The sequence below is a fragment of the Nonomuraea turcica genome (assembly GCF_030718205.1).
Taxonomy (GTDB): Bacteria; Actinomycetota; Actinomycetes; order Streptosporangiales; family Streptosporangiaceae; genus Nonomuraea.
The window spans coordinates 33,086-57,708 of sequence record NZ_JAUZQF010000003.1 but is presented as its reverse complement, the minus strand read 5'-3'; the positions used below and the strand labels follow the sequence as shown (position 1 = coordinate 57,708).

Annotated in this window: 21 protein-coding genes; 8 read left to right on the top strand and 13 right to left on the bottom strand. The window is 70.8% G+C overall.

Annotation, left to right across the window (positions count from 1 at the left end):
* The first annotated feature begins 3 nt into the window (after positions 1–3).
* From Q9G87_RS09110 to Q9G87_RS09100, 3 genes are all read left to right on the top strand, one after another.
* Positions 4–771 (top strand): RraA family protein, encoded by a 768-nt coding sequence (locus Q9G87_RS09110; RefSeq protein ID WP_305915794.1) that lies wholly within the window; start codon positions 4–6, stop codon positions 769–771.
* Positions 768–2,576 carry a right-handed parallel beta-helix repeat-containing protein gene (locus tag Q9G87_RS09105; RefSeq protein ID WP_305915793.1) on the top strand — a complete coding sequence of 603 codons (1,809 nt, stop codon included), beginning with the start codon at positions 768–770 and terminating at the stop codon, positions 2,574–2,576. Before Q9G87_RS09110 ends, Q9G87_RS09105 begins: the two co-directional genes overlap by 4 nt.
* An 80-nt stretch (positions 2,577–2,656) precedes the next feature.
* The gene (locus Q9G87_RS09100) at positions 2,657–5,584 is read left to right on the top strand and encodes a glycosyl hydrolase (RefSeq protein WP_305915792.1); all 2,928 of its coding nucleotides are present in this window, start codon (positions 2,657–2,659) and stop codon (positions 5,582–5,584) included.
* 6 nt (positions 5,585–5,590) lie between these two features.
* Here Q9G87_RS09100 and Q9G87_RS09095 read toward each other — a convergent pair whose 3' ends face one another.
* Both Q9G87_RS09095 and Q9G87_RS09090 read right to left on the bottom strand, forming a co-directional pair.
* Positions 5,591–5,998, bottom strand: a complete 408-nt coding sequence (locus tag Q9G87_RS09095; protein WP_305915791.1) for a hypothetical protein — start codon at positions 5,996–5,998, stop codon at positions 5,591–5,593.
* 24 nt (positions 5,999–6,022) lie between these two features.
* Positions 6,023–6,562, bottom strand: coding sequence for a hypothetical protein (locus tag Q9G87_RS09090; protein WP_305915790.1), 540 nt, complete (start codon positions 6,560–6,562; stop codon positions 6,023–6,025).
* A gap of 234 nt (positions 6,563–6,796) precedes the next feature.
* On the opposite strand from Q9G87_RS09090, the gene Q9G87_RS09085 reads away from it, so the two are divergent.
* Positions 6,797–8,254 (top strand): ATP-binding protein, encoded by a 1,458-nt coding sequence (locus Q9G87_RS09085; RefSeq protein WP_305915789.1) that lies wholly within the window; start codon positions 6,797–6,799, stop codon positions 8,252–8,254.
* Positions 8,255–8,289: 35 nt separating this feature from the next.
* On the opposite strand, the gene Q9G87_RS09080 is transcribed toward Q9G87_RS09085, so the two are convergent.
* The 11 genes from Q9G87_RS09080 to Q9G87_RS09030 form a co-directional block, all read right to left on the bottom strand.
* Positions 8,290–10,395 carry an ATP-binding protein gene (locus Q9G87_RS09080; RefSeq protein ID WP_305915788.1) on the bottom strand — a complete coding sequence of 702 codons (2,106 nt, stop codon included), beginning with the start codon at positions 10,393–10,395 and terminating at the stop codon, positions 8,290–8,292.
* The gene (locus Q9G87_RS09075) at positions 10,392–12,746 is read right to left on the bottom strand and encodes an ATP-binding protein (protein WP_305915787.1); all 2,355 of its coding nucleotides are present in this window, start codon (positions 12,744–12,746) and stop codon (positions 10,392–10,394) included. The genes Q9G87_RS09080 and Q9G87_RS09075 overlap by 4 nt, the downstream gene beginning before the upstream one ends.
* Positions 12,747–12,994: 248 nt before the next feature.
* The gene (gene egtE, locus Q9G87_RS09070) at positions 12,995–14,254 is read right to left on the bottom strand and encodes an ergothioneine biosynthesis PLP-dependent enzyme EgtE (protein WP_305915786.1); all 1,260 of its coding nucleotides are present in this window, start codon (positions 14,252–14,254) and stop codon (positions 12,995–12,997) included.
* On the bottom strand, positions 14,251–15,231 hold the full coding sequence (gene egtD / locus Q9G87_RS09065) for an L-histidine N(alpha)-methyltransferase (protein WP_371825755.1): 981 nt from the start codon (positions 15,229–15,231) through the stop codon (positions 14,251–14,253). The genes egtE and egtD overlap by 4 nt, the downstream gene beginning before the upstream one ends.
* A gap of 15 nt (positions 15,232–15,246) precedes the next feature.
* On the bottom strand, positions 15,247–15,957 hold the full coding sequence (egtC, locus tag Q9G87_RS09060) for an ergothioneine biosynthesis protein EgtC (protein WP_305915785.1): 711 nt from the start codon (positions 15,955–15,957) through the stop codon (positions 15,247–15,249).
* Positions 15,957–17,252, bottom strand: a complete 1,296-nt coding sequence (gene egtB, locus Q9G87_RS09055) for an ergothioneine biosynthesis protein EgtB (RefSeq protein WP_305915784.1) — start codon at positions 17,250–17,252, stop codon at positions 15,957–15,959. The genes egtC and egtB overlap by 1 nt, the downstream gene beginning before the upstream one ends.
* Entirely contained in the window at positions 17,249–18,403 is a 1,155-nt protein-coding gene (gene egtA, locus Q9G87_RS09050; RefSeq protein ID WP_305916333.1) for an ergothioneine biosynthesis glutamate--cysteine ligase EgtA, read from the bottom strand. The genes egtB and egtA overlap by 4 nt, the downstream gene beginning before the upstream one ends.
* Positions 18,404–18,555: 152 nt before the next feature.
* The gene (locus tag Q9G87_RS09045) at positions 18,556–18,795 is read right to left on the bottom strand and encodes an anti-sigma factor family protein (protein ID WP_305915783.1); all 240 of its coding nucleotides are present in this window, start codon (positions 18,793–18,795) and stop codon (positions 18,556–18,558) included.
* Positions 18,796–18,836: 41 nt separating this feature from the next.
* Complete coding sequence (locus Q9G87_RS09040; RefSeq protein ID WP_305915782.1) at positions 18,837–19,487, bottom strand: RNA polymerase sigma factor; 651 nt, start codon at positions 19,485–19,487, stop codon at positions 18,837–18,839.
* A 109-nt stretch (positions 19,488–19,596) separates the two neighbouring features.
* Positions 19,597–21,351 (bottom strand): acyltransferase, encoded by a 1,755-nt coding sequence (locus Q9G87_RS09035; RefSeq protein WP_305915781.1) that lies wholly within the window; start codon positions 21,349–21,351, stop codon positions 19,597–19,599.
* A gap of 162 nt (positions 21,352–21,513) precedes the next feature.
* Positions 21,514–22,353: an SDR family oxidoreductase gene (locus Q9G87_RS09030; RefSeq protein WP_305915780.1), complete on the bottom strand. Its 840-nt coding sequence runs from the start codon at positions 22,351–22,353 to the stop codon at positions 21,514–21,516.
* Positions 22,354–22,431: 78 nt separating this feature from the next.
* On the opposite strand from Q9G87_RS09030, the gene Q9G87_RS09025 reads away from it, so the two are divergent.
* The 4 genes from Q9G87_RS09025 (at position 22,432) to Q9G87_RS09010 (ending at position 24,622) form a co-directional block, all read left to right on the top strand.
* Positions 22,432–22,806 (top strand): winged helix-turn-helix transcriptional regulator, encoded by a 375-nt coding sequence (locus tag Q9G87_RS09025; RefSeq protein ID WP_305915779.1) that lies wholly within the window; start codon positions 22,432–22,434, stop codon positions 22,804–22,806.
* 57 nt (positions 22,807–22,863) lie between these two features.
* Positions 22,864–23,118: a hypothetical protein gene (locus Q9G87_RS09020; RefSeq protein ID WP_305915778.1), complete on the top strand. Its 255-nt coding sequence runs from the start codon at positions 22,864–22,866 to the stop codon at positions 23,116–23,118.
* The gene (locus Q9G87_RS09015; RefSeq protein WP_305915777.1) at positions 23,115–23,537 is read left to right on the top strand and encodes a hypothetical protein; all 423 of its coding nucleotides are present in this window, start codon (positions 23,115–23,117) and stop codon (positions 23,535–23,537) included. The genes Q9G87_RS09020 and Q9G87_RS09015 overlap by 4 nt, the downstream gene beginning before the upstream one ends.
* A gap of 125 nt (positions 23,538–23,662) precedes the next feature.
* A complete protein-coding gene (locus Q9G87_RS09010) occupies positions 23,663–24,622 on the top strand; it encodes an ABC transporter substrate-binding protein (protein ID WP_305915776.1) in 960 nt (319 codons plus the stop codon).
* The last annotated feature ends 1 nt before the right edge of the window (position 24,623 follow it).

Sequence of the window (24,623 nt, the reverse complement as noted above, 5' to 3'; positions counted from 1 at the left end):
TACATGGACGACGCCATCTGGGATCTGCCTGTTCGCGGGTCGCTGCCCGCCGAGCCCGATCCCGCCCTCGTGGAGGGGCTGTCACGGATCAGCTCGGCCACCGCCTGCGCCAAGCTGCACGCCCAGGGCATCCGGCGGACTTTCATCGAGGGACCGCGTCCCATCGCCCAAGGACAGAAGATCGCCGGCCGGGTGCGCACGCTGCAGTTCATGCCGCAGCGGGAAGACGTCGCCTCGGGGCTCGGCCAGGAGTATGTGGAGCGGCACACCGCCCTGTGGGCCGTGCTGGAGCGGATCGAGCCCGGCGACGTGCTGGTCGTGCAGGCGTACGGCAGCGCGTACACCGGCTGCTTCGGCGACATGCTGGTGCGCTACTTCAAGCGCAAGGGCGGCGCGGGCCTCGTCGTGGACGGCCGGATCAGGGACCTGCCCAGGGTACGCGGGCTGAACGTGCCGATCTGGTCCACGGGGGCCACGCCGCACTACGCCTCGCAGGCGGAGCTGTTCCCGTGGGCGTACGACGTGCCCGTGGCGGTCGGCGGGACGCTCGCCCTGCCCGGCGACCTGGTCGTGGCCGACGACGACGGCGCCGTGGTGGTGCCGCGCCGCCGCGCGCAGTCGGTGCTGGAGGCGGCGGCCGACCACGAGCAGTGGGAGCGCTACAGCCGCGCCCGCATCGAAGAGGGCGGCGCCCTGTCGGACTACTACCCCCTCACCCCCGAGACCCGCGCCGAGTACGAACGGTGGCGGGAAGTTAAGGAGAGCCAGTGATCCTCAGGTCCTTGGGCGCGATCGTCTTACTCCTCGGCGGGGTGACGACGCCCACCCCGGCGGCCAGGCCCTCGTGCGACTACTACGTCTCCCCCGCGGGCGGCGACCAGGGCGACGGCAGCGCCCAGCGCCCGTGGACGTCCATCGAGCAGGCCCGCGACCAGCTGCGGTCGAAGAAGCGGCAGCAGAAGTGCGACATCGTCGTCAATCTCAAGGCCGGCGACTACGTCGTGGACAAAACGATCACCTTCACCGAGGCCGACTCCGGCGAGAACGGTCACAAGATCATCTACCGCAGCGCGGACGGCCCCGGCAAGGCCCGCCTGCTCGGCGCCAAGCCGCTGACCGGCTGGCAGAAGCACACCGACACCATCTACAAGACCAAGCTCGACCGGGCCTTCTACACGCTCTTCGAGGACGGCAAGCGCGCCACGACCGCCCGTCACCCGAACCGGACGAGCGACGACCTCTGGTCGCCTTACCTGTTCTCCGTGCTGGGCGAGCCGGAGAAGGAGGCGGTGCGCCAGTGGTTGTACTTCAAGCCCGAGGACGTGCCGAAGGAGTGGGACGCCGACTTCGACAAGAACTCCCAGATCGTGGTCTGGTCGGGCGGCTCGTGGAGCTGGTTCACCGACACCGTGCCGCTGGGCGGCGCCGACTTCCGCAAGAACTTCTTCACGCTCAACCACTGGGCGCGCTACTCGTTCGTCAACAGCCGCAGCGGCTCGCGCTACTTCCTGCAGAACACGCTGCGGTTCCTGGACCAGCCGGGCGAGTATTACTTCGACTTCGCCAACAGTGAGGTCTACTACTGGCCGCGCACGTCGATCGACAAGGTCATGGCCCCGACCGTGAAGACGATCATCTCGTTGGCCGGGTCCTCCCCCGACCGGCGCGTGCAGAACGTCACCTTCGACGGGCTGGCGTTGCAGTACTCCGACTTCGTGGACTGGTATCGGGCCGGGTGGATCAGCGAGGGCGACTCCGGCTACGAGCACAAGTATCCGGTCTACGACCGGCAGATCGAGATGCCGCGCAACCGGTTCGGCATGATCACGCTGACCAACACCCGGGACATCGACCTGACCAGGCTGCGGCTGTCCGACAGCGGCTTCATGGGCGTCTACATGTTGTTCGCGAACGAGCGCGTCAAGGTGTCCGACAGCCTGCTGGAGAATGTCGGCGCCGACGGCGTCAAGGTCGAGGGCGGATATCCGGGCGAGGGCGACATTTCTGGACATCATACGATCTCCAATACCTACATCTCCCACGTCGGCGAGCTGGTCCCCGGCGACGCGGCCGGCATCGAGCTGCTGAGCACCGGCAACAACGTGGTCAGCAACATCGTCGTCAAGCACAGCGCCCGCTACGGCATCAGCCTCGAGGTCCGTCCCGAGGTCAAGGACGAGGACAACTACGCGCGCAACAACCGGTTCTCCTACATCCGCATCGAGGAGGCGGGGCTGGACAGCGGGGACATGGGCGCCTTCTACACCTACGGCGTCTCCAATTCCGACCCGCACCCGATCGACAACCACGTCTCGCAGATGGTGATCGGCGACGTCATCAACGACCCCGGTGGCGCGATGCCGGACAGCGGGACCCGCGGGGTGCACATGGACGCCGGCGGCTGCGGGTTCTCCTTCGAGAACATCGAGGTCGGCAAGGTCAGCGACGACAAGTACCAGAGCTACCAGTGCAACGAGGTCAAGAACGCCAACTGGGCAACCGGCTTCGACGCCTCCAAGATGGAGTACGACAAGATCGGCGTCACCAGCGCCTTCCCTTATCCGATCCCCAGCTAGGCGAGGCCTGGACGGCGGGGTGCCGGCCGAGCGGGCGGCGCCCCGCCGGCCGGCGCCGTCCTCACCCCCTGGAGCGCCCGTTGAACGACCTCACGCGTCGCGGCTTCCTCTTCTCGGCCGCCGCCGCCTCCACCACGCTCGCCCTCGCCTCCCCGGCCGCCTCCGCCTCGGCGGGCTCCTCTGGCCCGCCTGACGCCGCCGGCGCAGGCTGGTTCGCCCGGCCGCGACGAGCCGTCCGCCCGATGGTGCGCTGGTGGTGGCCGGACGCGCACGTCGACCCCGCCGAGATCCGGCGGGAGGTCGACCAGCTCGCCGACGCCGGGTTCGGCGGCGCTGAGATCGCGGCGGTGCACCACAGCATCCGCGACAAGTCCGTGCTCGACCCGGCCGGGCACGGCTGGGGCACACCCGCGTGGAACGCCGGCGTCGAGGCCGCGCTCGACCAGGCGGCCAGGCGCGGTCTCACGATCGACCTCACCATCGGCCCGTCCTGGCCGGCGGCCGTCCCCACGATCACGCCCGAGAGCGAGGCGGCGGTCAAGGAGCTGGCCTACGGGTCGATGACGGTGGCCGCGGGCGCGACCTACACGGGCGAGGTGCCGCCGCCCGCCGTGGCCGGCCATCCGGTCCGTAAGCTGCTGCTCGTCCAGGCGGCCAGGATCGAGCCCGCCCACTCCACCCGCGACGAGACCGGCCTCGACCCCGCTTCCGTGGTCGAGGTGGCCGTAACCGGCGGGCAGGTCACCTGGAGCGCACCGGCCGACGGCGAGTGGGTGCTGATCGCGTACTGGGAGCGCGGCTCGGGCCAGCGCCCCGAGTCCGGCCCGCACACCGAGCCGGAAGCGTATGTCATCGACCACTTCAGCCGGGCGGGCACCCACGCGGTGATCGACTACTGGGAGTCCACGCTGCTGACGCCTGCTCTGCGCAGGCTGCTGAAACGTTCGGGGGGCGCGCTGTTCGAGGACTCCATCGAGATCGAGACGGATGCGCTGCCGTGGACGCCCGGGCTGCCGGCGGAGTTCAAGCGGCGGCGGGGCTACGACGTGGCGCCCTTCCTGCCCGTCATCGTCCTGAAGGAAGAGGACCCGGTCTTCGCCTACAACGCGGCGCTGACCCGGCACGCGCGTAAGGACTACTGGGACACCGTGTCCGAGCTGTTCAACGAGCACCACTTCGGGATGCTGCGCGACTGGGCGCATTCGATCGGCCTGGAGCTGCGGGCGCAGCCGTACGGGCTGCAGACGGACGCCATCGCCGCGGCGGCGATCATCGACGTGCCCGAGGGCGAGTCGCTCGGGTTCAAGAACCTCGACGACTACCGCTGCCTGGCCGGGGGCCGGGACCTCGCCGGGCGGGAGGTGATGTCCTGCGAGGCAGGGGCGTACCAGGGCGGGGCGTACACCACCACCTGGAAGAAGCTGCTACGTACCATGGGCGGCGCGTACGCGGCGGGGCTCAACCAGACCGTGCTGCACGGTTTCTCCTACGCCTCCGCCCCGGGCGCCGGCTGGCCCGGCTTCGCCGCGTTCACGCCGTACAACGGGACGGCGGGCTACGCGGAGTCCTGGGGGCCGCGCCAGCCGACCTGGCGGCACATGAGCGATTTATCGGGATATTTCGCCCGAGTGCATGCGGTCATGCGGGCCGGCGCGCCGCGCGCCGACGTAGCGGTCCTGCGGCAGACCGGCTACACCAAGACCGGCATCGGAGCCTCCTGGTTCACCTCGAGCGGCGTGCCCGCCGGGTGGACGCATCAGTTCATCAGCGAGCCGCTGCTCGATCTTCCAGCCGCCCGGGTCGCGCGGGGGCGGCTGGCACCGGGCGGGCCGGCGTACAAGGCGCTGTTCGTCGAAGGCGACAAGTTCTACGCCGCCGAATGCACGATGGCCCTCCGGGTCGCGCGGCGGCTGCTGGAGTACGCCGGGGCCGGGCTGCCCATCGTGCTGCTCGGGGCCTGGCGGGCCGCCGCTGTGCCCGGCGTCGCCCGCGACGGCGAGAACGAGCAGCTCAGGGCCATGATCGCAGACCTGCTCACCCGCCCCACCGTGCGCATGGTCGCCGCCCAGGCGGACGTCCCCGCCGCGCTCGACGCGCTCGGTGTGCGCCCCGACGTGCGGTACGCCACCGCGTCCACGCTGCTCACGGCCCGCCGCGTGGCCGGGGACGTCGACTATTACTACCTGTGCAACGGCAAACACGTCGAGAACCCCAAACCGCCTGTGGCCCCCATCGACCACGACGTCACGCTGGCCCGAACGGCCCGGGACGGGGTGCCGTACCTGCTGGACCCGTGGACGGGGCGGGTCCAGCGGGCGGCGCTCTACACGGAGGAGGGCGACGGGATCCGGCTGCGGGTGGCGCTGCGGCCGGGCGAGTCGATGGTCGTGGCCATCGGCCGTCCCGGCCTGTTCGGGACCCCGGCGCGGACGGCGCCGCACGTGGTCGCGACGGACGCCGACCTGGTCAGGTACGACGGGAGCACTCTGGTGGTGCGCGCCTCCCGCGCGGGGACGTACACGACCACGCTGTCCGACGGCCGGACCGTCACCTCCGTCATCGGGCCGGTACCCGAGCCGACCGTGCTGTCGTCGTGGCGGCTGGAAGTGGAGGACTGGCGGCCGGAGGGCACGGTCGCGCACCTGCTGGATCTCGACCGGCTCGCCTCTTGGTCGACCATTCCGGAGCTGGCCGACGTCTCGGGCATCGGCCTGTACACCACTGACGTCCACGTGGAAGGCGGGGCGTACCTGGACCTCGGCGAGGTGACCGACACGTGCCGGGTCCTCGTCGAGGGCCGCCGCCTGCATCCCGTGAACCAGCTCAATCCGGTCGTTGACCTCGGGCGAGGCGCCAGGACCCTGCAGGTGGAGGTGGCGACGCCACTCGGCAACCGGCTCCGCGTCGCCGACCCGGCCGTCTACGGTGGTCTGGCCCGCCAGCCGTACGGCCTCGTGGGTCCGGTCAGGCTGGTGCCGTACGTCGAGGCCCGTGTGGACGCCCGATGAAACGCGTCAGTCGCGCGACCCCCGCACGCGCCTGGCGGCCACGGTCAGCACGGTCAACCCAGCCAGCGCGAGCACCGTGGTGAACATCCACTCCCCCGAGCCGCCCGGCCCGTAGACGCGGGACTCGCGCCCCGTATCCACGGCCTGGGTGGTCTGTCCGGCTGCGAGCACGGTGCGATCGCTGCCGTACAGTTCGACATCGCGCCGCAGGACGCGCCCGTCGCCGGAGGCGAAGTCCCCGGCCCAGACGCAGGACTCGTGCCCGGGATGCTGCACGCACCGCAACTGCTTGGCGGTGAACACCCCGCTCACCCCGTCGGCGCGCGCGGCCCGTATGGCCGGGCCGAGCGCGGGGACGGACACGAACAGCAACAAGAGTCCTACAACGGCCAGCGCCACCGTGAACCCGCTCAAACGCCGTTTCGTGACCGTCATGACCTAGTGTGCGATCGCGCAGGTGCAGGAGGCGCCCGACCGCTCAGCGGGGGTGGGGTGGCGGTGGAGGAGCATCGCCACCACCATGGGCGCGAAGACGAGGGCGTTGTAGAAGAGGTGCAGCTCCATCCTGGGCAGGACCAGCTGCAGAACGCTCGTCGGGACCGGACGGCCCGCCAGGTAGACGCCGCTGAGCTTCTGCACGAGCAGCAGCAGATGCTCCAGGTGGTGCCACACCTGGATGCCGAGAGAGATGTTCCACCATGTACGCGACCTGCCGGTGAAGCCCTTGCGCAGCATGATGAGGCCCACGAGCATGAGCAGCGCGTACCCGTAGTGCATCCACTCCGAGGTCACCAGCCAGGGGAAGGGCATGCCGAGCACGCCCCGGGCCTCGCTTAACGGCCAGCCCCAGGCATAGACCTGCACGGCCTGAGTCACGTGCTCGGCCCAGTGGGCCACCACGATGACCATGAAGATCGTGAGCGCGCTCTTGTGGTGGCGCCCGTTGAGCGTGGACGCGCTGATCGTCGTCGTGGCCATTTCTCACCTCGTGTTTCTTGCGATGACGCTGGCTGAAAGTGCCACAGTGACGCTGGGGGTACGCACAGCGATGAGCAGCACAGGCAAGACGATCTCCGATGGCACTGGCAATCTGGTTGCAAGCTCTTGCAGATGACTGACAACGGCAGCGACGCCTTCGTCGCCCAAGATCAAGGCGAGTTATAGTCGCATGTTGAACTAGATTTATAATAATCATACTTCTATATTGCTGGAGTGGACATCACCAAGCCTTCCGAGATCTTCGATCGCGAGGTGGAGTGGGCCGAACTGGTCGACTTCATCAACGACGACTCCCCATGTCCGACACTCGGCGTGGTGTCGGGGAGGCGACGCCAGGGCAAGACGCTTCTCCTCGGATCCATCTGCGACGCCGCTGGAGGGATCTATATCGAAGGCACCGAGGCACTTCCCGCCGAGCACTTCCACATGATCGGCGAGTTGCTGGCCGCCCGGCTCGGCAGCCCCGCACCGCTCCACTTCACCTCCTGGCGTGCGATTATCGAGGCGATCCTCGACCTGGATACGTCGTCACCGCTTCCTGTGGTGATCGACGAATTCCCTTACCTGGTGAAGGTCTCGCCCGAGCTGCCGTCCGTCCTCCAGGCAGCCCTGGACCTGCGGCGGCGCAAGGGTGGATCGCCGATCCGCCTGATCCTGTGCGGCTCCGCCCTCACTTTCATGGGCGGGCTGCTGGCAGGGAACGCGCCATTGCGCGGCAGAGCCGGTCTGGAACTGGTCGTGCCCACGCTCGATTACCGGCTGGCCGCCGAGTTCTGGCAGATCAGCGATCCGCGACTAGCCCTGCTGACGCACGCCGTGGTGGGCGGAACACCTGCTTACCGCCGCGAATACGTTCGCGACGACGTTCCGCGGTCGCTCGCCGACTTCGACGACTGGGTCAAGCGCGCGGTGCTGAATCCCGCCCGCCCGCTCTTCCGAGAGGCGCGCTATCTCCTCGCAGAGGAGCCGGACCTGCGCGATCCCGCTCTCTACCACTCCGTCTTGGCGGCGGTGGCGGAGGGGAACGCCTCGCGCGGTGGCATCGCCAACTACATAGGCCGCAAGGCCACGGAGATCAGTCACCCACTCGCCGTGCTCGAAGACGCCGGGCTGCTCGCCAAATCCCCTGACATGTTGCGTGCGGCCCGCCCTCTCTACCGGATCACAGAACCGCTGATCAGCTTCTACCACTCGGTGATGCGCCCGGCGTGGCGGGAACTCGAACGCAGGCGGGCCGAGCAGGTCTGGAAGCGCAGCCGTGACCGGTTCCTGAGCGGAGTGGTGGGGCCGCATTTCGAAGAGGTCTGCCGTACATGGGCCGCGGACTTCGCCGGAGCCGAGACCTTCGGCGACGTTCCCGCAGAGATCGGTCACGGGGTAGTCAACGATCCCGAACGCCGGACCAGCCACGAGATCGACGTCGTGGTCCTGGCAGAGCCGGACGGGGGGCCTCGCCGGGTGCTGTCCTTGGGAGAGGTCAAATGGGGAGACGTCATGTGCGAAGGGCATGTCGAGCGGCTCCGTCGCGTCCGCGACCTTCTCGCGGCCCGTGGGTATGACATGCGATCTACCCGCCTGGCCTGCTACAGCGCTGCCGGGTTCACAGCGGATCTACGCGCGGCGGAGAACGGCGCCGTCATGCTGATCGATCCTGAGCGGCTCTACTCCTGAGGCCGAGGACCTCCTCTAACCCTGCCGGGTGCTCGTCATGGCTCTTCCAGTGCGTAGGCGACCGCCCGGGACAGCCTGAGCCTCGCACCTTTCCGGAAGGCCGCCGTGTACGCCTGGGCCCCCAGTGCGCGCCGTGCCCGCTCGACGCACTCCTGGTGTGACTTCACCTGGAACCGCGGCCGCGACGGAGAGGCGGTGACCGCCCGCCACAGGTCGTGGGCGGCGCCCAGCAGCCAGGCGGCGCGCTCGTGCCGCCCGCGAGCCCCAGCGGTCCAGGCCAGCACCTCCAGGCACTGGAGGAGACCCCATCGGTCGTCGACGGCGCTCCAGAAGGCGGTCACCTCCCGCATCTTGGCCTCGGCCCGGCGCCAGTCGCCCTGTTCCCAGCGGGCGATGCCGAGCGCGTACAAGGCGTACGCGCGGAAGAGCGCCGCGTCCCGCTGTTCGCACATCGTCACCAGTTCCTCACCGTAGGCGGCGGCACGGTCCGGGCTCAGGTGGGCGGCGAAGAGCGTGGCGAAGTAGAGCGTGACCCCCACGGCGTGGACGTCGTCTCTCGCACGGTGACGGGTGAGAGCCTCCTCCACGAGCGCGAGCCCGCCCTGGGGGTCGCCCTCGGCCAGCGCCGCGATGCCGGACATCTGGGTGGCGAACGCGAGCACCGCCTCGTCCCTCGACTGCCGCGCGAGTGCCAGGCACTCCCGCAGGTCGGCTCCGGCCGCCGGATCGCCCTGGTAGAGGGCGAACAGCCCGCTGGCCCACAGGCCCATCGCCCGGGTGGCGTTCGGTCGTGACACGAGCGCGAGACCGCGTTTCAGCCAGTGCCGTCCTTCGCTGAGCGCGCCGGCGAGGAGCCAGTGGGCCCAGAGCGCGGAGGCGATCTCCAACCCGGCGGGCGCGTCACCGGGCCTGTCGAAGCAGAGGTCCAGGGCGACCCGCACGTTGGGGAGCTCCGCGTTCAGCGTCCGGTGGTGGTCGATCTGGCCGGGCTCCATCCGGTCCACGCGCACGCGCCCGGTCAGCCGGCGGTAGTGGTCGATGTAGCGCGCACGCAACGCCTGCGCGTCCGTGGAGGGCAGCCGCTCGCGACCGTACGCACGGATGGGCTCCAGCATGCGGTAGCGGACTCCGCCGTCGTGCTGCTCCGCTGTGCAGAGGATGGACTTGTCCACCAGGCCGGCCATGAGATCCAGCACGTCCTCGCGTGCCAGCCCCTGCCCGGGGCAGACGGTTTCGGCGGTCTCCAGGTCCACGCCCCCCGGGAACATCGACAGCCGCTCCCACAGTCGCCGCTCACCGGACGAGCACAACCCGAAGCTCCAGTCCATGGTCTTCCGCAGGGTCTGGTGGCGTGCCAGGGTGCCGGGGCCGGTCTCGGCCGGTAGGTCCAGGCACTTGTCGAGCTCATTCGCCAGATCCTCCACCGATGCCGTGCGTAGCCGTACCGCCGCCAACTCGATGGCCAGCGGAATCCCGTCGAGGCGCCGAGCCAGCCGGGCGACCGCCCGGGCGTTGGCCGCGTCGACGGCGAAACCCGGCCGGATGGTCGCCGCCCGCTCCGCGAAGAGGCGCACGGCGTCTCGCCGGGCGATGTCGCGCGTGGTGTCGCCGGGCTCGGGTACGGAGAGCGACGGCACACACAGCACTCGCTCCCCGTAGACCCCGAGTGACTGCCGGCTGGTGGCCAGGATCCGCAGCCACGGAGTGTCGCGCAGGAGCCGCTGCACCAGGCGAGCGCACGCATCCAGCAGATGCTCGCAGTTGTCCAGCACCAGCAGCACCCGTTTGTCGGCCAGACGCTCCACCAGCTGAGCCACGACGTCCGGTCCGGTGTCACGGACTCCCAGCGCGGCGGCCACGGCCGAGGCCAGCAGGTCCTCGTCGTCGATGGTGGCCAGCTCCACCAGCCGAACCCCGTCCCGGTACTTCTGCCGCGCGAGCTCGCTGACACGTCGCGCCAGCCGCGTCTTGCCGACACCACCCGCGCCGGTCAGGGTCAGCAGGCGGGTCTTGGGCAGGATCCGCCTGACTTCGGAGATCTCATGCCTTCGTCCGACGAAAGCAGAGGTGTCGGGCTGTGACCAGTCCGCCGCCGGCTGTTCGGCGGCCGGGACGTCCCGGATCGTGTCGTGGGCAGTCATGCTCGTGCTCCGCCGGGAGGTTCCTCTCCGGAGAGGCGGGCCTGCTCGGCGACCCAGCCGGCGATCTGGGCCCTGGAGGTGAAGCCGAGTTTGCGCAGGATGTGCTGGGTGTGGCCCTCGGCGGTGCGCTGAGCGATCACCAGCGTCGCCGCGATCTCCTTGTTGCTCATCCCCTGCGCGATGAGGCGGGCGATCTCCATCTCCCGTCGGGTGAGGGCCGAGTGCCCGCCGGTCTCGCCGGACCGGCCGCCGGACGGCGCCTCCTCCATGAGGGCGTAGGCGACCGCCTGCTCACGGGAGAGCCTGGTACCCCGCTCGATGGCGGCTTGGAAGGCCTGCTCGCCCAGGGCGCGACGCGTACGGGCCTCGCATTCGTCGTGGTAGCGGATGAGGTGGCCGATGCCCAGGAGTGGCACGCCGATCGGCTCCCAGATGTTGCGCAGGATGCCCAGCAGTTCGCCGGCCCGCGTGAAGTCCCTTTCCGAGGCGGCGATCCAGGCCAGCACCTCGATGTTGCCCCCGACCCCGACCGAGTCGTCCACTGCGTGGAAGAAGCGCAGGCTCTGCTGTTGCAGGGCCGTCGCGCGGTGCGTGTCGCCCTGGCGCCAGAACTCGACGCCGAGCGCCGTCATCGCGTACGACTTGTGCCAGCTCTCGCCATGGGCGTCGCAGACGGCGATAGCCGCCTCGGCGGCGGCGACGGCGTGTTCCGAGTCGCCGAGGACGGAGTACGCGAAGGTGAGCCAGGTCAACGCCTGGACCTCGCCCTCCGGGTCCGTGACGGCGCGATGACGGTCCAGCGCTTCCTGGAAGGAGCTGACAGCCGAGGCGGTGTCTCCCTCCTCCATCGCGATCATGCCCGAGTACTGGGCGACGTAGCCGAGGACCGGTTCGAGTCCGAGTCGCTCGCCGAGCTCTCTGCTCTCGGCGAGCCGCTCGACCGCCGAGGCCAGATCACCCTGGATGATGGCGAGCCGGCCACATGCCCACAACGCCCGAGCCCTGACCTCGCACAGGCCGGCGGTGTCCGCGAGTCCCCGCTCGAGCCAGTCGCGTCCTTCACCCAGGTGGCTGCTGGAGATCCAGTGGTAGAGGAGGTCGCTGGCCATGTCGATGCAGAGCCCGGCGTGCTCGGCATGGCAGTATTCCAGGGCCATGCGCAGGTTGGAATGCTCGACCCGCAGCCGGTTCAGCAGTTTGATCTGCGCGGGGCCGAAAAGCTGCGCCCGCGCGTCGCGCGACAGCTCCCGGTAGTAGTCGCGATAGCGGCGTTTCAGCTCCTGGTCCTGCCCGGAGGCGATCAGCCGCTCCTTCCCGTACTGCCGGATGGTGTCCAGCAGCCGGTATCGCACTCCCGAGGGATGCTCCTCCCTGATCAGGACGGACTTCTCCGTCAGGCCGCCCACAAGGTCGACGATCTCGTCACGGGCGATGCCGTCCCCGGCACAGACCGCTTCGGCCGCCTCCAGATCCAACGTGCCGCGGAACACCGAGATGCGTGCCCACAGCAGGCGCTCGTGCTCGGTGCACAGGTCGTAGCTCCAGTCGATCAAGGCGCGCAGCGTCCGGTGGCGCGGCGCAGTGACCGTCGATCTCGTGGTGATCAGCCGGAAGCGATCGTCCAGCCGCTCGAGCAGTTGGTGGACCGAGAGCGCGCGCAGCCGTACGGCGGCGAGTTCGATGGCGAGCGGCAGGCCGTCCAGGCGGCGGCAGATCCGCTCGACGATGTCCCGGTTCTCGTTCGTGACGGTGAAACCGGGCACGACGGCCTCGGCCCGCTCGGCGAAGAGCCGGGCCGCGTCGGATATGGGATGCGGCTCGCCGTGCTCGGAGTCGGGGCCTGGCAGCGTCGGCACTGCGAAAACGTGCTCGCTGGCGATGCCCAGCAACTGGCGGCTGGTGGCCAGGATGCGCAGCTCTGGGGCGGAGGTCAGCAGCGTCTGAGCCAGCATTGCGGACTCGTTGAGTACGTGTTCACAACTGTCCAGGAGGACCAGCACCCGCTGCTCGCGCAGACGATCCGTGAGCACCTGGATGGGCGGGCGGGCGGAGTGATCCTGGATCTTCAGCGCGGCGACCACGGCCTGAGGCAGCAACGCGGGGTGGTCGAGCTCGCCGAGTTCTACCAGCCAGACCCCGTCGGGGAAGGCCCGTCGCAGGTCGGCGGCGACGCGCAGGGCCAGCCGGGTCTTGCCGACGCCGCCGGGCCCGGTGAGGGTCACCATGCGGGCGTCGGCCATCAGGCGTTTGACCATCGCCACTTCGTGCCGGCGCCCGATGAAACTGGTCAGCTCGGCAGGTAGTCCGTCGGTGTACGTGTGCGCCGAGGCGCGCACTGTGGCATTGGTCATCGATGCCTCGCATCGGCTCTGGTGAGTAGGCGACCGCACGCGAGAACGAGCCGATGTAACCAACATATGCCCCATGGCGTGTACCGGTCACGGGGACGTTATGCCTGCTCATCGCGTATGCCGGGGTCACATGCCCGACCGTCGGCAACCCATGGTGAAGATCGGGCTCGCGCATGGGACAGATTTTGCGAGGACCTGCCACGCGGCCGGCCGAGCGCCCTGGCCGGCGCCGCGTGACGGCACCGTGGTCAGCTCTCCAGGAGGCGGGCGAGTGCCTGAAGCGTTTCCGCGGGAGTGCCCGGGGGCGGGGACACGCGCAGCACGGGCTCGCGCAGATCCAGGGGAGCCCGAGCGACGGGGGCGGCGCCCACGAGCAGGCCCGCCCGGGCCGCCCGCGACCTGACGTCATCGGCCGACCCGCCCTGTGGCGGCTTGAGGGTGACGAGGGCGGAGGGCTCGTCGAGCGGTTCGACCACCCGCCACCCGCCGGCGCCGTCGAGAACGCGCCGTGCCATGCCCCCGAGGCCCGCCAGGTGGGCGTGGACGGCGGCCGGGCCGAGGGCCTGGTGTTCCTGGACCGCCACGCCGAGCGCGATCCGCGCCGCGATCCCGCCCTCCGCGCCCTCGTAGCGGATCGCGCCGGGCCGCGGCGACGGCTCGTCCCCGGCCACGCCCAGGGGCGGCGGCTCGCTCCCGGCCGCGCCCACGGGCGGCGACGGCTCATCCGGGAGCGCACGACGCGCCCGCGTGCCCGCCGCCCACACGTGGCCGCCGAGCGTCGGGACGGCGGCGTCCATCTCCGCTGTGAGGCCGGGCACGATGAGGAATCCGACCCCGCGTGGCCCGGCCAGCCACTTGCGGGAGGTGCCCACATAGACGGTCGCGCCCACGCCGCCGGCGTGCACCTGGCCGAGCGACTGGCAGACGTCCAGCACCAGCGGCACCCCGGCGGCCCGGCACAGGGCGCCGATCTCCGCGGCAGGCTGCACGACGCCCCGGTGCGAGGCGACGTGCACCACGCTGACCAGGTCCAGCCCCGCGGCAAGCACCGACCGCAGCCCGTCCAGGTCGATGCGGGAGTCGTCGTCCACGGGCAGCTCGACGAGCTTCCATCCGCGTTCCGCGGCCAGGCGGCGCAGCAGCATCAGCGTGCTGCCGTACTCCGTACGGGCGAAGCCGACGCGGCTGCCCGGGGGCAGCCGCCAGCCGCCGAGCAGCGCCGCCATCGCCGCCGTCCCGCTCTCCGCGAACGCGACGTCGGCGGGCTCCGCCTCGACCAGGGCGGCCAGCGCCGACCGCGCCGGGGTGAGGTCCGGCTCGGCCGCGTAGCCGCCGCGCTCGCGCTCCAGCCGCAGGTGCGCGACCACGGCGTCGAACGTGCGGTCGCTGGGCACGTTGCACCCGGCCGCGTCCAGAAGCCCCGGCGGCACGACGGATCGCGCCGCCCGCCACGCCTTCGCGACGGTCTCCGCCGTCTCCCAGCCCGCTGTGGCCTCTTCCCGGGTCACGCCTCGGCCAGGAGGAGGGCGAAGTCGCCGGCAGGGTCGGTGTACCAGCGGCGCACCGCGAACCCCGCCGCCGCCAGCTCGCGGCGCAGGCCGTCCGGCCGGAACTTGGCGCTGATCTCGGTACGCGTCTCCTCCCCTTCGGCGAAGTCCACGGCCAGCCCGAGCCCGCCGAGCCGCACCCGCATGGCCCTGGAGGCACGCAGCCGCATCTCGATCCAGTCGTTGCGCTCGTCGTACAGGGCGACGTGCTCGAAGGCGTCCGGGTCGAAGCTGGCGTCCAGCTCCCGGTTGATCACGTGCAGCACGTTGCGGTTGAAGGCGGCCGTCACGCCGGCCGTGTCGTCGTAGGCGGCGACCAGCCGTCCCCGGTCCTTCACCAGGTCGGCCCCGAGCAGGAAGGTGTCACCGGGGCTGAGACTGTCGTGCAGTTCCTTCAGGAAGACCTCGCGGGCGGCGGGATCCAGATTCCCGATGGTGCCACCCAGGAAGGCCACCATACGCCGCCCCGTACGTGGCAGCAGGCGCAGATGCCGTTCGAAGTCGGCGCACACGGCCTGCACGGCGAGCCCGGGGTAGCGCTCTGCCAGCCGGTGCGCCGCCGACCGCAACGTGACCGCGTCCACGTCCACCGGCGTGTAACCGCGCAGCGTCCCGGCCGCGGTGAGGGCGTCGAGCAACAGGACGGTCTTCTCGCTGGTCCCCGACCCCAGCTCGACCAGCGTGTCCGCGCCGCTGGCCGCCGCGAGCTCGCCCGCCCGCGCCCGGAGGATGGCCAGCTCGCGTCGGGTCGGGTAGTACTCCGGCAACCGGGTGATCTGGGAGAACAGGTCACTGCCCACCTCGTCGTAGAACCACTTGGGCGGCAGCCATTTGGGGGTCGCGGTCAGGCCGGTTCTGACGTCGTGTTCGAGGGCGTTGCGCAGGTAGTCGCGGTCAAGATGGTTGATCAACCGCACGGTGGACTGGCTGATAGGCACAAGATCTCCCAGTAGTCACAAGGGCTGGACGCGTACGCCGTCGGCGGCGGTGGCGAGCAGCAGGCTCCGCTCCGGCACGGCCTGCCATCCAGGCAGGTCGTCAAGCGGCTCGCTCGCCACGAGAACGCCGTCCTCTAAAGGGCGGACGAAGAGGGTGTCGCCCCAGACGGTCGCGGCGAGCGACCCGCCATCGCAGGCGAGCAGGTTCAAGCGGGCGCCGGGGTCCCTCGCCCCGGCTTTCACGACGACCTCGGCGAGGGACTGGCCGAGGTCGAGCCCGGTACGCAGCCGCTGGAACACGGCGGCGGCGAGCCAGGCGGAGTCGCAGGCGCTCTCGGCGGCGTCGGCGAGGTCCCTGACCGCCTCCCGCGCGACGCGGCCGTTGTGGCTGAGCAGCCACGGCCCGTCGGTGAAGGGCGCGGTGGCGCTCTCCTCGACCGGCATGCCGGAGGTGGCGCAGCGGACGGCCGCCAGCAGGCAGCCGGAGCGGGCCACCTGCGCGAGCGCGGGCAGGTTGGCGTCCGCCCAGATCGGGATCGAACGGCGGTAACGGACGGGTTCGGGGCGGTCCGGGTCGTACCAGCCCATGCCGAAGCCGTCGGCGTTGACCGTGCCGTGCCGCTGCCGGCGGGGCGCGTACGACTGAGAGTGCAGGCCGTGCTCGGGCTCGTGGATCAGCGTGGCGGCGGGTCTCGGCGCGCCGAGCCAGGCCGCGTGGCGGCACACTAGCGCTGCTCCGCGGTGCGGGCGCAGCGGAACCCGGTGAAGATCTGCCGGCGGATCGGATAGTCCCAGTTCCTGAACGTGGTGCGGACCGCGGCGGGGTCGGCCGCCCACGAGCCGCCGCGCAGCACGCGGTAGTCGCGGCCGAAGAAGACCTCGCTGTACTCGCGGTAGGGGAAGGCGCTGAAGCCGGGGTAGCCGCCGAACCACGTGTCGGTCCACTCCCACACGTCTCCGACCATCTGCTCGGCCCCGTACGGGCTCGCCCCGCCGGGGTAGGCGCCGAGCGGCGCGGGCCGGGCCGCCCGGTGCCCGAGGTTGGCGAGCTCCGGCGTGGGATCCTGATCGCCCCACGGGTACTTGCGGGCCCGGCCCGCCGCGGCGTCCCAGCCGCACGCCTTCTCCCATTCCGCCTCGGTGGGCAGCCGCTTGCCCGCCCAGCGGGCGTAGGCGTCGGCCTCGTACCAGCACACGTGCTGGACGGGTTCGTCCATCGGCACGAGCTCGGTACGGCCGAAACGGCTGCGCCACCACGTGCCGCCGTCCTTGACCCAGAACAGCGGGGCGAAGACGCCGCTGTCCTGCCGCCACCGCCAGCCCTCGGGCGTCCACCAGCGCGGGTCGTGGTAGCCGCCGTCCTCGATGAACGCGGCGTAGGCGGCGTTGCCGACGGGCAGCCGATCGATCCAGTAGGCGGGCAGGTCGACCCGGTGGGCGGGGCGTTCGTTGTCGTAGGCCCAGGGCAGGGTGTCGGTGCCCATCAGGAACGAGCCGGCGGGGACGTACACCTCCTCCGCGCCCGCCGCGCGTCCGGGCGGCAGGGCGCCGTCCCGCACCATGCCGGGCCGCCGCGACAGCTGCAGCGTGGCGAGCATGGTCTCGTCGTGCTGGTGCTCGTGCTGGATCACCAGGCCGAACACGAACCCGTCGCGGCGCAGCGGGCTCGGGTCCTCCAGATCGACGGCGTCCAGGACGTCGAGCACGCGGCCGCGTACGCCGCCGATGTAGTCGCGGGCCTCGGCCGGGCGCAGGAACGGCAGCGTGGGCCGGTCCTTGCGCGGCGTCTTGAAGGCGTCGTAGATGTCGTCGATCTCGGGCCGGAGCGGCGTGATGCCCGCGGCGGCCCGCAGCACCCACAGCTCTTCGTAGTTGCCGACGTGCGCGAGGTCCCACACCAGGGGCGACATCAGCGGCGAGTGCTGGTGGACGAGCACATCGTCGTCCGCTTCCGTGTAGGTCAGCGACCGGTCGCGCACCGCGATCAGCTGGGCCGCGACGCGTTCCTTGAAGTCGTTCACACTCGTCCCCCTTCGGTCAGCCAGGCCCGGGGGCCCAGGTCTATGAGGTCGGCCGCCGGCGAGCGGCCGGGTGTCACATGCCGGTCGGCGAAGGCGGCCACCTCGCCGACCAGGGCGGGCGTCGCGCCCAGGCGGGGCAGCGCCTCGAGCGCGGCGCGGAAGCACGCCTCCGCGGCTTTGGCCAGCCGCGGGTCCGCCAGCCCGCACCGCGCGGCCTCCGGCCACATCGCCCGGTACGGCTCCGCGGCGGCCAGCGCCGCGTCGGCGGCCCGGTCGTCGGCGATGAGCGCGCAGGTCACGGCCACGCACACCGGCCAGGTCGCCGGGTGCTGGGCGTCGAGGTAGCGGATCTCCAGCCAGCCGCGGGGGCGTACCGGAGGGAACACCGTGGTGGCGTGGTACGCCAGATCCGCCGCGGTGGGCTCGCCGGTCGCCAGCCAGTCGCGGAAGGTCGAGCCGTCGCGGACCGGCCGGCAGCGGTCCCCGTCCTCCCGCACCAGCATGAGGCGGGCGTCGAGCAGATAGTCCGCCCAGTCCGCGGCCGGGTCGCCGGACACGGGGACGGGGACCGTTCTGGTCGGGTCGAGGTTGTCCCACACGGCCTGGCGGCCGGACATCCAGCCGCACGGGCGGCCGCCGCTGAGCGGGGAGTTGGCGAAGGCCGCGGTCAGGACGGGGCCCAGCAGGTGCGCCCGCTCCCAGCGGGTCTCAGGCCGCCATCCCAGGTCCAGGTTGACCTGGATGGAGGCCGTCGAACACATCATCAACGGCCCGTAGGGACCGCCGAAGAACTCCGCCATGGCCTCGTACCTGGGCAGGTTTAACTGCCGACGGGGCGGGCGCACCGGATCGAGGCCCACGCCCGCCAGCGCCAGGCCCGCGGCCTCGAGGGCGCGGCGGGCCACGGCCAGGTCGGCGGTGAGCCCGTCGATCGCGCCGGACAGCAGCCCTGCGGGCCCGGAGAGCTCCAGCTGGCCGCCCGGCTCGAACGTCACCCGGCTCCCGCCGGGCAGCGGCGGCAACGCCCGCGCGACCTGCTCCAGCGGCACGTGCCTGGCGACGTCGGCCCGGTCGAAGACGAGAAACTCCAGCTCGACACCCACCCGATCGCCGCCGCCCGCGCGGAAGCACCGGCGGGCGTATTCCTCCACCTCCGAGGCGTCCTCCAGCGGCGCGTCCGCGCTGTCCGCCGCTTCGGAGGCCTCCTGGGCCTCCGAGTCGTCCTGGGGTGGCGTCGGCCCGATCGTCACGTGGCGCATGGGTCTACAGACCCGCGAGCCACGCGAGCGTTACAGGAGAATTCTCAGGCGGGTCGCCGGCTCCTGAAGGCGGACATCAGCCGCTCCCGCGTGCGATGCGACAACTTCTCGGGAGGCTGGTCGCCGAGGGCCCGGATGGTCGAGCGGAATTGGTCGACGTAGTGCCCGCAGTCCTCACAGCAGGACAGATGGACCTCAATCCCGGCACGGGACGGCTGGTCGAGGGCGTCGTCGAGGTAGGCGGTGATGACTTCCACCAGTTCGCCGCACGTGAACCGCTTCACGACGTTGCCCGCCTTACCCTCTGCGATATGAACCGCTTCACCTATTCTGCCTGCTTCACCGACTCGAAGTAGTCCTCCAGCCGCCCGCGGACCACCGCACGCGCGCGATGCAGCAGGACCCGCTGGTTGGCTGCCGAGATCTCCAGGATCTCGCAGACCTCCTCGGAGGTACACCCCTCCACGTCACGCAGCGTGATCACGATCCGCTGCCGCGGCGGCAGCCCGGCCAGAGCCTCTCCGATGAGGCCGCGCACCTCCGCGGCGAGCGCCTGGCTCTCCGGGGTCGGCCAGACCGCGGGCGACTCCTTCCAGCTTCCCGGCAGGGCGGCGTCCGTGCCGTGGAACCGCGAGGGCTCGACGGTCGGTCCGGCGTCCAGTTCGAGGGCGCTCCACGGCAGTGTACGGCTCTCCCGCACGCTGCGCTTCTTCGCCGTGTTCACCAGGATGCGGTAAACCCACGTCTTGACCGACGAGCGGCCCTCGAAACCGTCGATGGCGCCGATCACCGCCAGCCAGGTGTCCTGCACCACCTCCTCCGCGGAGTCGTCGGTGGACACGTAGGTCCTGGCCACCCGCAGCATGCCCCGCGACCAGGTGTCGAGCAACGCCGCGAACATCGCCTCATCGCCCGCCCGCAGAGCCGAGACGACGATGTCATCCGGGGGCAGGGTGCTGCCCGCGAAAGACCCCACGATCGTTTTCCTCCCCCGTGCCGCTTGGGGACATCATCACATGGCCGCCGGAGCCGTCGTTGCTCCCCCTATCCTGCGGGCGGCACGGCGGTGAGGAAACCGCGCGGAGTCAGCGGAGTTGGATGGCCGGTTCCGGGCGGTGGATGCCGCGAGGCCGGTACGTGAGCGCGTCCGAGACCCCGAGATGGTCCGCGAGCAGCCAGATGATGGCCAGCCACATCTCGGTGCCCTGCAGTCCCGGGGTGCGGGTCGCACCGGTCCCCCGGGTCAAGGCGAAGCTGAAGCCCGCGCCGTCCTGCCAGCCGCCCACCGCGCGGACGAGCTGCTCCCTGGCCCAGGCCTCGCCCTCCTCGCGGCGGTGCCGCGTCTGCTTGCCCGCCAGCCAGAGCGGGTGGATGACGTCGAGCACGTTGCAGGCGTTCCCGATGTCCGGGCCGAAGTGGCGAGGGTCGCGCGCCTGGGCGAGCACGGTGTCGACAGCCCGCTCGGGGTGGGGCAGCGGCACCCCGAACTGCGCGAACGTCCCCCGCGTGAGCCGGTAGAAGCCGTTGACCACCTGCAGCCAGCCCGCGTCGGCATCCGGCTCGCCCCACATGCCGTGGGCCTGCGAGCACCTCGTCAGGAGCCACCCGTACAGGGTCTCGATCTCGCCGCGCAGGCCGAAGTCGGCGAGGTTGCGGTAGAGGCCGGTCCCGACGGTGTCCACCCACGAGCCGGCCGTCCACGCCTTGCGCTTCCAGTCGAGGGCGTCCAGGGCGGCGATCAGGTCCTGGGAGCCGAGGCCGGCGACGGCGTGGACCGGGTGGCGGAAGCGGGCGCCGAGCAGGTCGAGCGCGTAGCCGACACAGAGCACGTGGTAGGCGGCGGCTCCGTCGAGCGCCGGCGTTCCTGTATCGCCGAGCTCCGGGATCAGGCCGGTGGCGGCGTCCTGCCGGTCCTGGAGGAACCCGACGATCTCGTCCCGCGCGGGCATCGGCGGCGGGCCGCCGAGCAGCAGGTCGGCGATCTCGACCGCGTCGCACCAGGCCCGTACGGTCGGCTCGGCGTCCGGGCGGTCCACGTAGCGCTCGCCCGTCCAGCAGCGGCGCAGCACCGCCTCGGCCTGGTCCCTGGCCCGGTCGGCGAATTCGGCGAGCAGCCGCTCCAGATCGCCTTCCTTTCCAGCGCCGTGCCCGGCCGCTTCCTTCGCAGCGCCGTGCCCGGCCGCACGTGCGACAGCGGCCTGGCCCGAGGTCGCGACGTCATCCGGCAGGACGGCGGCCGCGCCCGGGGTGTGGCGGTCCGCCGCGTCTGGGGCCGGGGCGGTGGGGCGTGGGGTGCGGCGGTCGCGGATCAGGCGGGCCGGGTTGCCGGCGACCATGGCCCAGGCGGGCACGTCCTTGGTGACCACCGCGCCCGCCCCGACGACGGCATGATCGCCGATCGTCACCCCGTCCAGCACCACCACGTTCGACCCGATCCACACGTCGTCGCCGATGCGGATGCCCTTCGACGTGATCGCCTGCCGGAACACCGGCCGGTCGGGGGCGGCGCCGTGGTTGAAGCCGAGCAGGGAGGTGTGCGCCCCCACCCGCACGGCGTTCCCGAGCACCACACGCCCGCGCGCAACCGAGTACGGGTTGAGCGTGCAGTCGTCCCCCATCACCACGTCGTCCGTGACGTACGCGTGGGCCGCGATGTAGCTGCGCTCCCCCAGGGTGAGCCGATCCGCGTAGACGGCCGCCAGCGGCGAGATGAACACCTTCTCCGGCGCCCCCAGCTCCATCCGGCCGCGCAACCCCGCCACGTGGTCCGCCTGGGCCTGCCGGTCCTCCTCGGTCGCATGGGACCAGAACAACCACGGGCAGAAGTCGAACTCGCTCATGTGATCAGCATCCTCTCCGTCGTCCCCAGCATCATCGACCACCGGCCCGGCGGTCGTGCCGGCCGACCTGCTCGACCGGCACGACACGGAGAAGACCAGCGCTCGGCCGGCCTGCCTGGAGGCGCCGGCCGAGGCCGAAGAGGAGGCTGCGCTGTCGCGTGATCAGCGGCCGAGCAGGGTCCTGACGTACTCGCCGATCGGCTGCGTGGGGCGGCCGATGAGCTCACGAAGGGTGCCGGGCGTCTGGGCGAGCCAGCCATGGGAGATCTGGACGTCCACGTCGGCCAGCACCCCCGCCATCGGAGCCGGCACGCCCGCGCCGGCCAGGACGCCCGCGTAGTCGTCCTTCGGCAGGTCCTGGTAGGTGATCTCCTTGCCGGTGACCGCGGAGATCTCGGCGGCCAGCTCGGCGAGTGTCCAGGCGGTGTCGCCGGACAGCTCGTACACCTTGCCCTCATGGCCCTCACCGGCCAGCACGGCGGCCGCACCGGCGGCGTAGTCCGCGCGCGAGGCCGCGGCGATCCTGCCGTCGCCGGCGGCGCCGTACACGGCGCCCAGCTGGGGAGCAATCGTGATCGACTGCTCGTAGTTTTCGTGGTACCAGTTGTTGCGCAACAACGTGTACGCCACCCCGGACGCCTTGATGTACGCCTCGGTCGCCTTGTGGTCGGCGGCGAGGGCCGCCTCGGTGAGGTCGGCGTTGGGCGCGCTGGTGTAGGCGAGCACGGCCCCGGCCTCCTTGGCCGCGTCCACGACGGCCGCGTGCTGCTGCGCACGGTTGGCGTCCAGGCCCGAGATGAGCAGGACCCTGGTGGCGTCCCCCAGCGCGCCCTTCAGCGTCTCCGGCCGGTCGTAGTCGGCTTCGCGCACCTCGACGCCGAGGTCGGCGGCCTTCTCGGGGGTACGCGCCGCCGCGACGATCCGCTCGGCGGGAACCCGCTTCTTCAGCTCCTCGATCACCAGCCGGCCCAGGTGTCCGCTAGCCCCTGTCACCACGATCATGGTTACTCTCCTCCCAGTACAGGCAGTTCGGTTAGCACTTTCTATCAGAAAGTGCTGCGACCGCGTAAGCTGACCTCTATGGAGGACGACTTCGAGAATCTGGTGGCCGACGTCTTCTCGCGCCGGTGCACCTCGCGCTCGGTGCTGGAGTCGATCACGGGTCGCTGGGCGATCCTGGCGCTGGCGGCCCTGCACGAAGGGCCTTACCGGTTCAACGCGCTGCGCCGTCGCGTCGACGGCGTCAGCGAGAAGATGTTGTCCCAGACCCTCCAGGCCCTCGAACGCGACGGCATGGTGCTGCGGGAGGCCGAGCACACGATCCCGCCCAGGGTCGAATACAGCCTCACCGCGCTCGGCCGCGAGGCCGCCGAGTATCTGATCCCGCTGATCACCTGGGTGGAGGGGCGCATGCCCGACGTCATGTCCGCCCGCGAGACCTATCAGGGTCGGTAGCAGGGCATAGATTCATACCTTCGGTCTACCGGGTAGTCTCCTGGTATGACTTCAGATATGACGACCATCAAAGTCCCGAAGACGGTGCGCGACCGGCTGAACGCCATCGCCGACGAGCGGGGCCGTGGCACCACGCTGGCCGCCGTACTGACCGACCTGCTCGACCAGTATGAGACGAACAAGACACAGGCCCGGTTGGCCTACCTCGAGGTGCTCGCCAAGGCCGAAGAGGACGCGGAGGCCATGGCCAAAGCTGAGCGGCAGACCGAGAAGGCGATTCAGATCCTGCAAGCTCGTGAGACCGGCCGGTGACCCCGTTCGGGTATGTGCTGGACGACACCGTTCTGATCGAGCTGGGCCGCCGGGACATCGGGCTGCACCGGCTCATCGTCTCCTTCGACCGCGCCCACGTGCGCACCAGCGTGCCGTTCATCACCCTCGCCGCCGCAGAGGCAGTGCTGTCGCCTGATCAGCGGTTGGTCGTCCGCGGCGTGGTCGAGGTCCTGGAGCACGTGTATGTGGATCCGATCGCGGCGCATACCGAGGCCGCTCGGCTGGCCGAGGTGGTCGCGCGCATGGAACAGCCCGCCGACATGGCCGCCGCTCATGTCGTTGCGGTCTCCTACCACTTGGACTGGCCTGTCCTGACCGCCGACGCGAGTCGCTGGGACACGATCAAGGCACACCTGCCGTGGCGGGTCGAGCTGGTCGAGATCTCCGACCTGGATTGAGCCCGAGCGTCCAGCTCGACGCTGAGCACCCTAGCCGTGCAGAACGACATGTTTCGCCCCCGGAAGCGATCTTCATCAGGTACGCTCCCCTGCTGGCACTGCCGACTCGCGGAGGAGCTCTCACGATGCGACGCGTCACCCGCGGCTTAGCCGCCCTGGTCCTGGTCCTCGTGACAGCGGCGTGCTCCGGTGCCGCCGACGACGCGCCGCCGCCGAAGCCGGTGCTCGAGAAGGACACCATCAAGGTGGGCATCGTGCCGACCGCCGAGGTGGCGCCGCTGTTCATCGCGCTGAACAAGGGGTTTTTCACGCAGGAAGGGCTGACCGTCGAGCCGGTGGTCGTGACGGGCAGTGGAGCGGCGGCGCCGCCCTTGCAGACCGGCACCCTGGATCTCGCGCAGACCGACTACGTCACCACGTTCTTCACCGGGGACAGGGGCATGCCGTTCAAGGTCGTCGGGGCCATGTCCCAGGCCGGACCGGACTCCTTCGGCCTCGTCGCCAGGGACGGCGCGAAGATCGAATCGGTGAAGGACCTCAAGGGCAAGAAGATCGCAATCAACAACCTCAACGGGCTGGGCACGCTCATCATCACCGCCATGTTGCGGGATGCCGGCATGAAGGCGCGCGACGTCCTGTTCGTGGAGGTGCCCTTCCCCGAGATGCCGAGCAAACTCGCCGCGCGGCACGTGGACGCGGCGTGGGCGGCCGAGCCGTTCCTCACCTCCGGCGAGTCGCGGGCCAAGCTGCGCAGGGTCGCCGACACCATGGCGGGCCGGATCACGGACTGGCCGGTGGGTGGCTGGATGGCGAGCGACGACTGGGTGACGCAGAACCCGCAGACGCTGGCCGCCTTCCAGCGTGCCTTTACCAAGGCCCAGCGGCTCGCCTCGAGCGACCGCAAAGAGGTGGAGGCGGTGCTGCCGACGTACGTGAAAATCGACGCGGCGACCGCCACGCAGACGTCCCTGGGCGCTTACCCCACCGCCGTGGACCCGCAGGGGCTGCAGCGGGTGGCCGACCTCATGTTGCGGCACGGGTTCGTCCATCGCCACCTGGACGTGAAAACCGTCCTCGCCCCCTGAC

Excerpts from the sequence above, each read along its gene's own strand:
- Q9G87_RS09010 (WP_305915776.1), top strand. The coding sequence starts at position 23,663 with ATGCGACGCGTCACCCGCGGCTTAGCCGCCCTGGTCCTGGTCCTCGTG.
- Q9G87_RS09080 (WP_305915788.1), bottom strand. The coding sequence starts at position 10,395 with ATGACTGCCCACGACACGATCCGGGACGTCCCGGCCGCCGAACAGCCG.
- Q9G87_RS09090 (WP_305915790.1), bottom strand. The coding sequence starts at position 6,562 with ATGGCCACGACGACGATCAGCGCGTCCACGCTCAACGGGCGCCACCAC.
- Q9G87_RS09030 (WP_305915780.1), bottom strand. The coding sequence starts at position 22,353 with ATGATCGTGGTGACAGGGGCTAGCGGACACCTGGGCCGGCTGGTGATC.
- Q9G87_RS09020 (WP_305915778.1), top strand. The coding sequence starts at position 22,864 with ATGACGACCATCAAAGTCCCGAAGACGGTGCGCGACCGGCTGAACGCC.
- Q9G87_RS09035 (WP_305915781.1), bottom strand. The coding sequence starts at position 21,351 with ATGAGCGAGTTCGACTTCTGCCCGTGGTTGTTCTGGTCCCATGCGACC.
- Q9G87_RS09075 (WP_305915787.1), bottom strand. The coding sequence starts at position 12,746 with ATGACCAATGCCACAGTGCGCGCCTCGGCGCACACGTACACCGACGGA.
- Q9G87_RS09025 (WP_305915779.1), top strand. The coding sequence starts at position 22,432 with ATGGAGGACGACTTCGAGAATCTGGTGGCCGACGTCTTCTCGCGCCGG.
- Q9G87_RS09110 (WP_305915794.1), top strand. The coding sequence starts at position 4 with ATGGACGACGCCATCTGGGATCTGCCTGTTCGCGGGTCGCTGCCCGCC.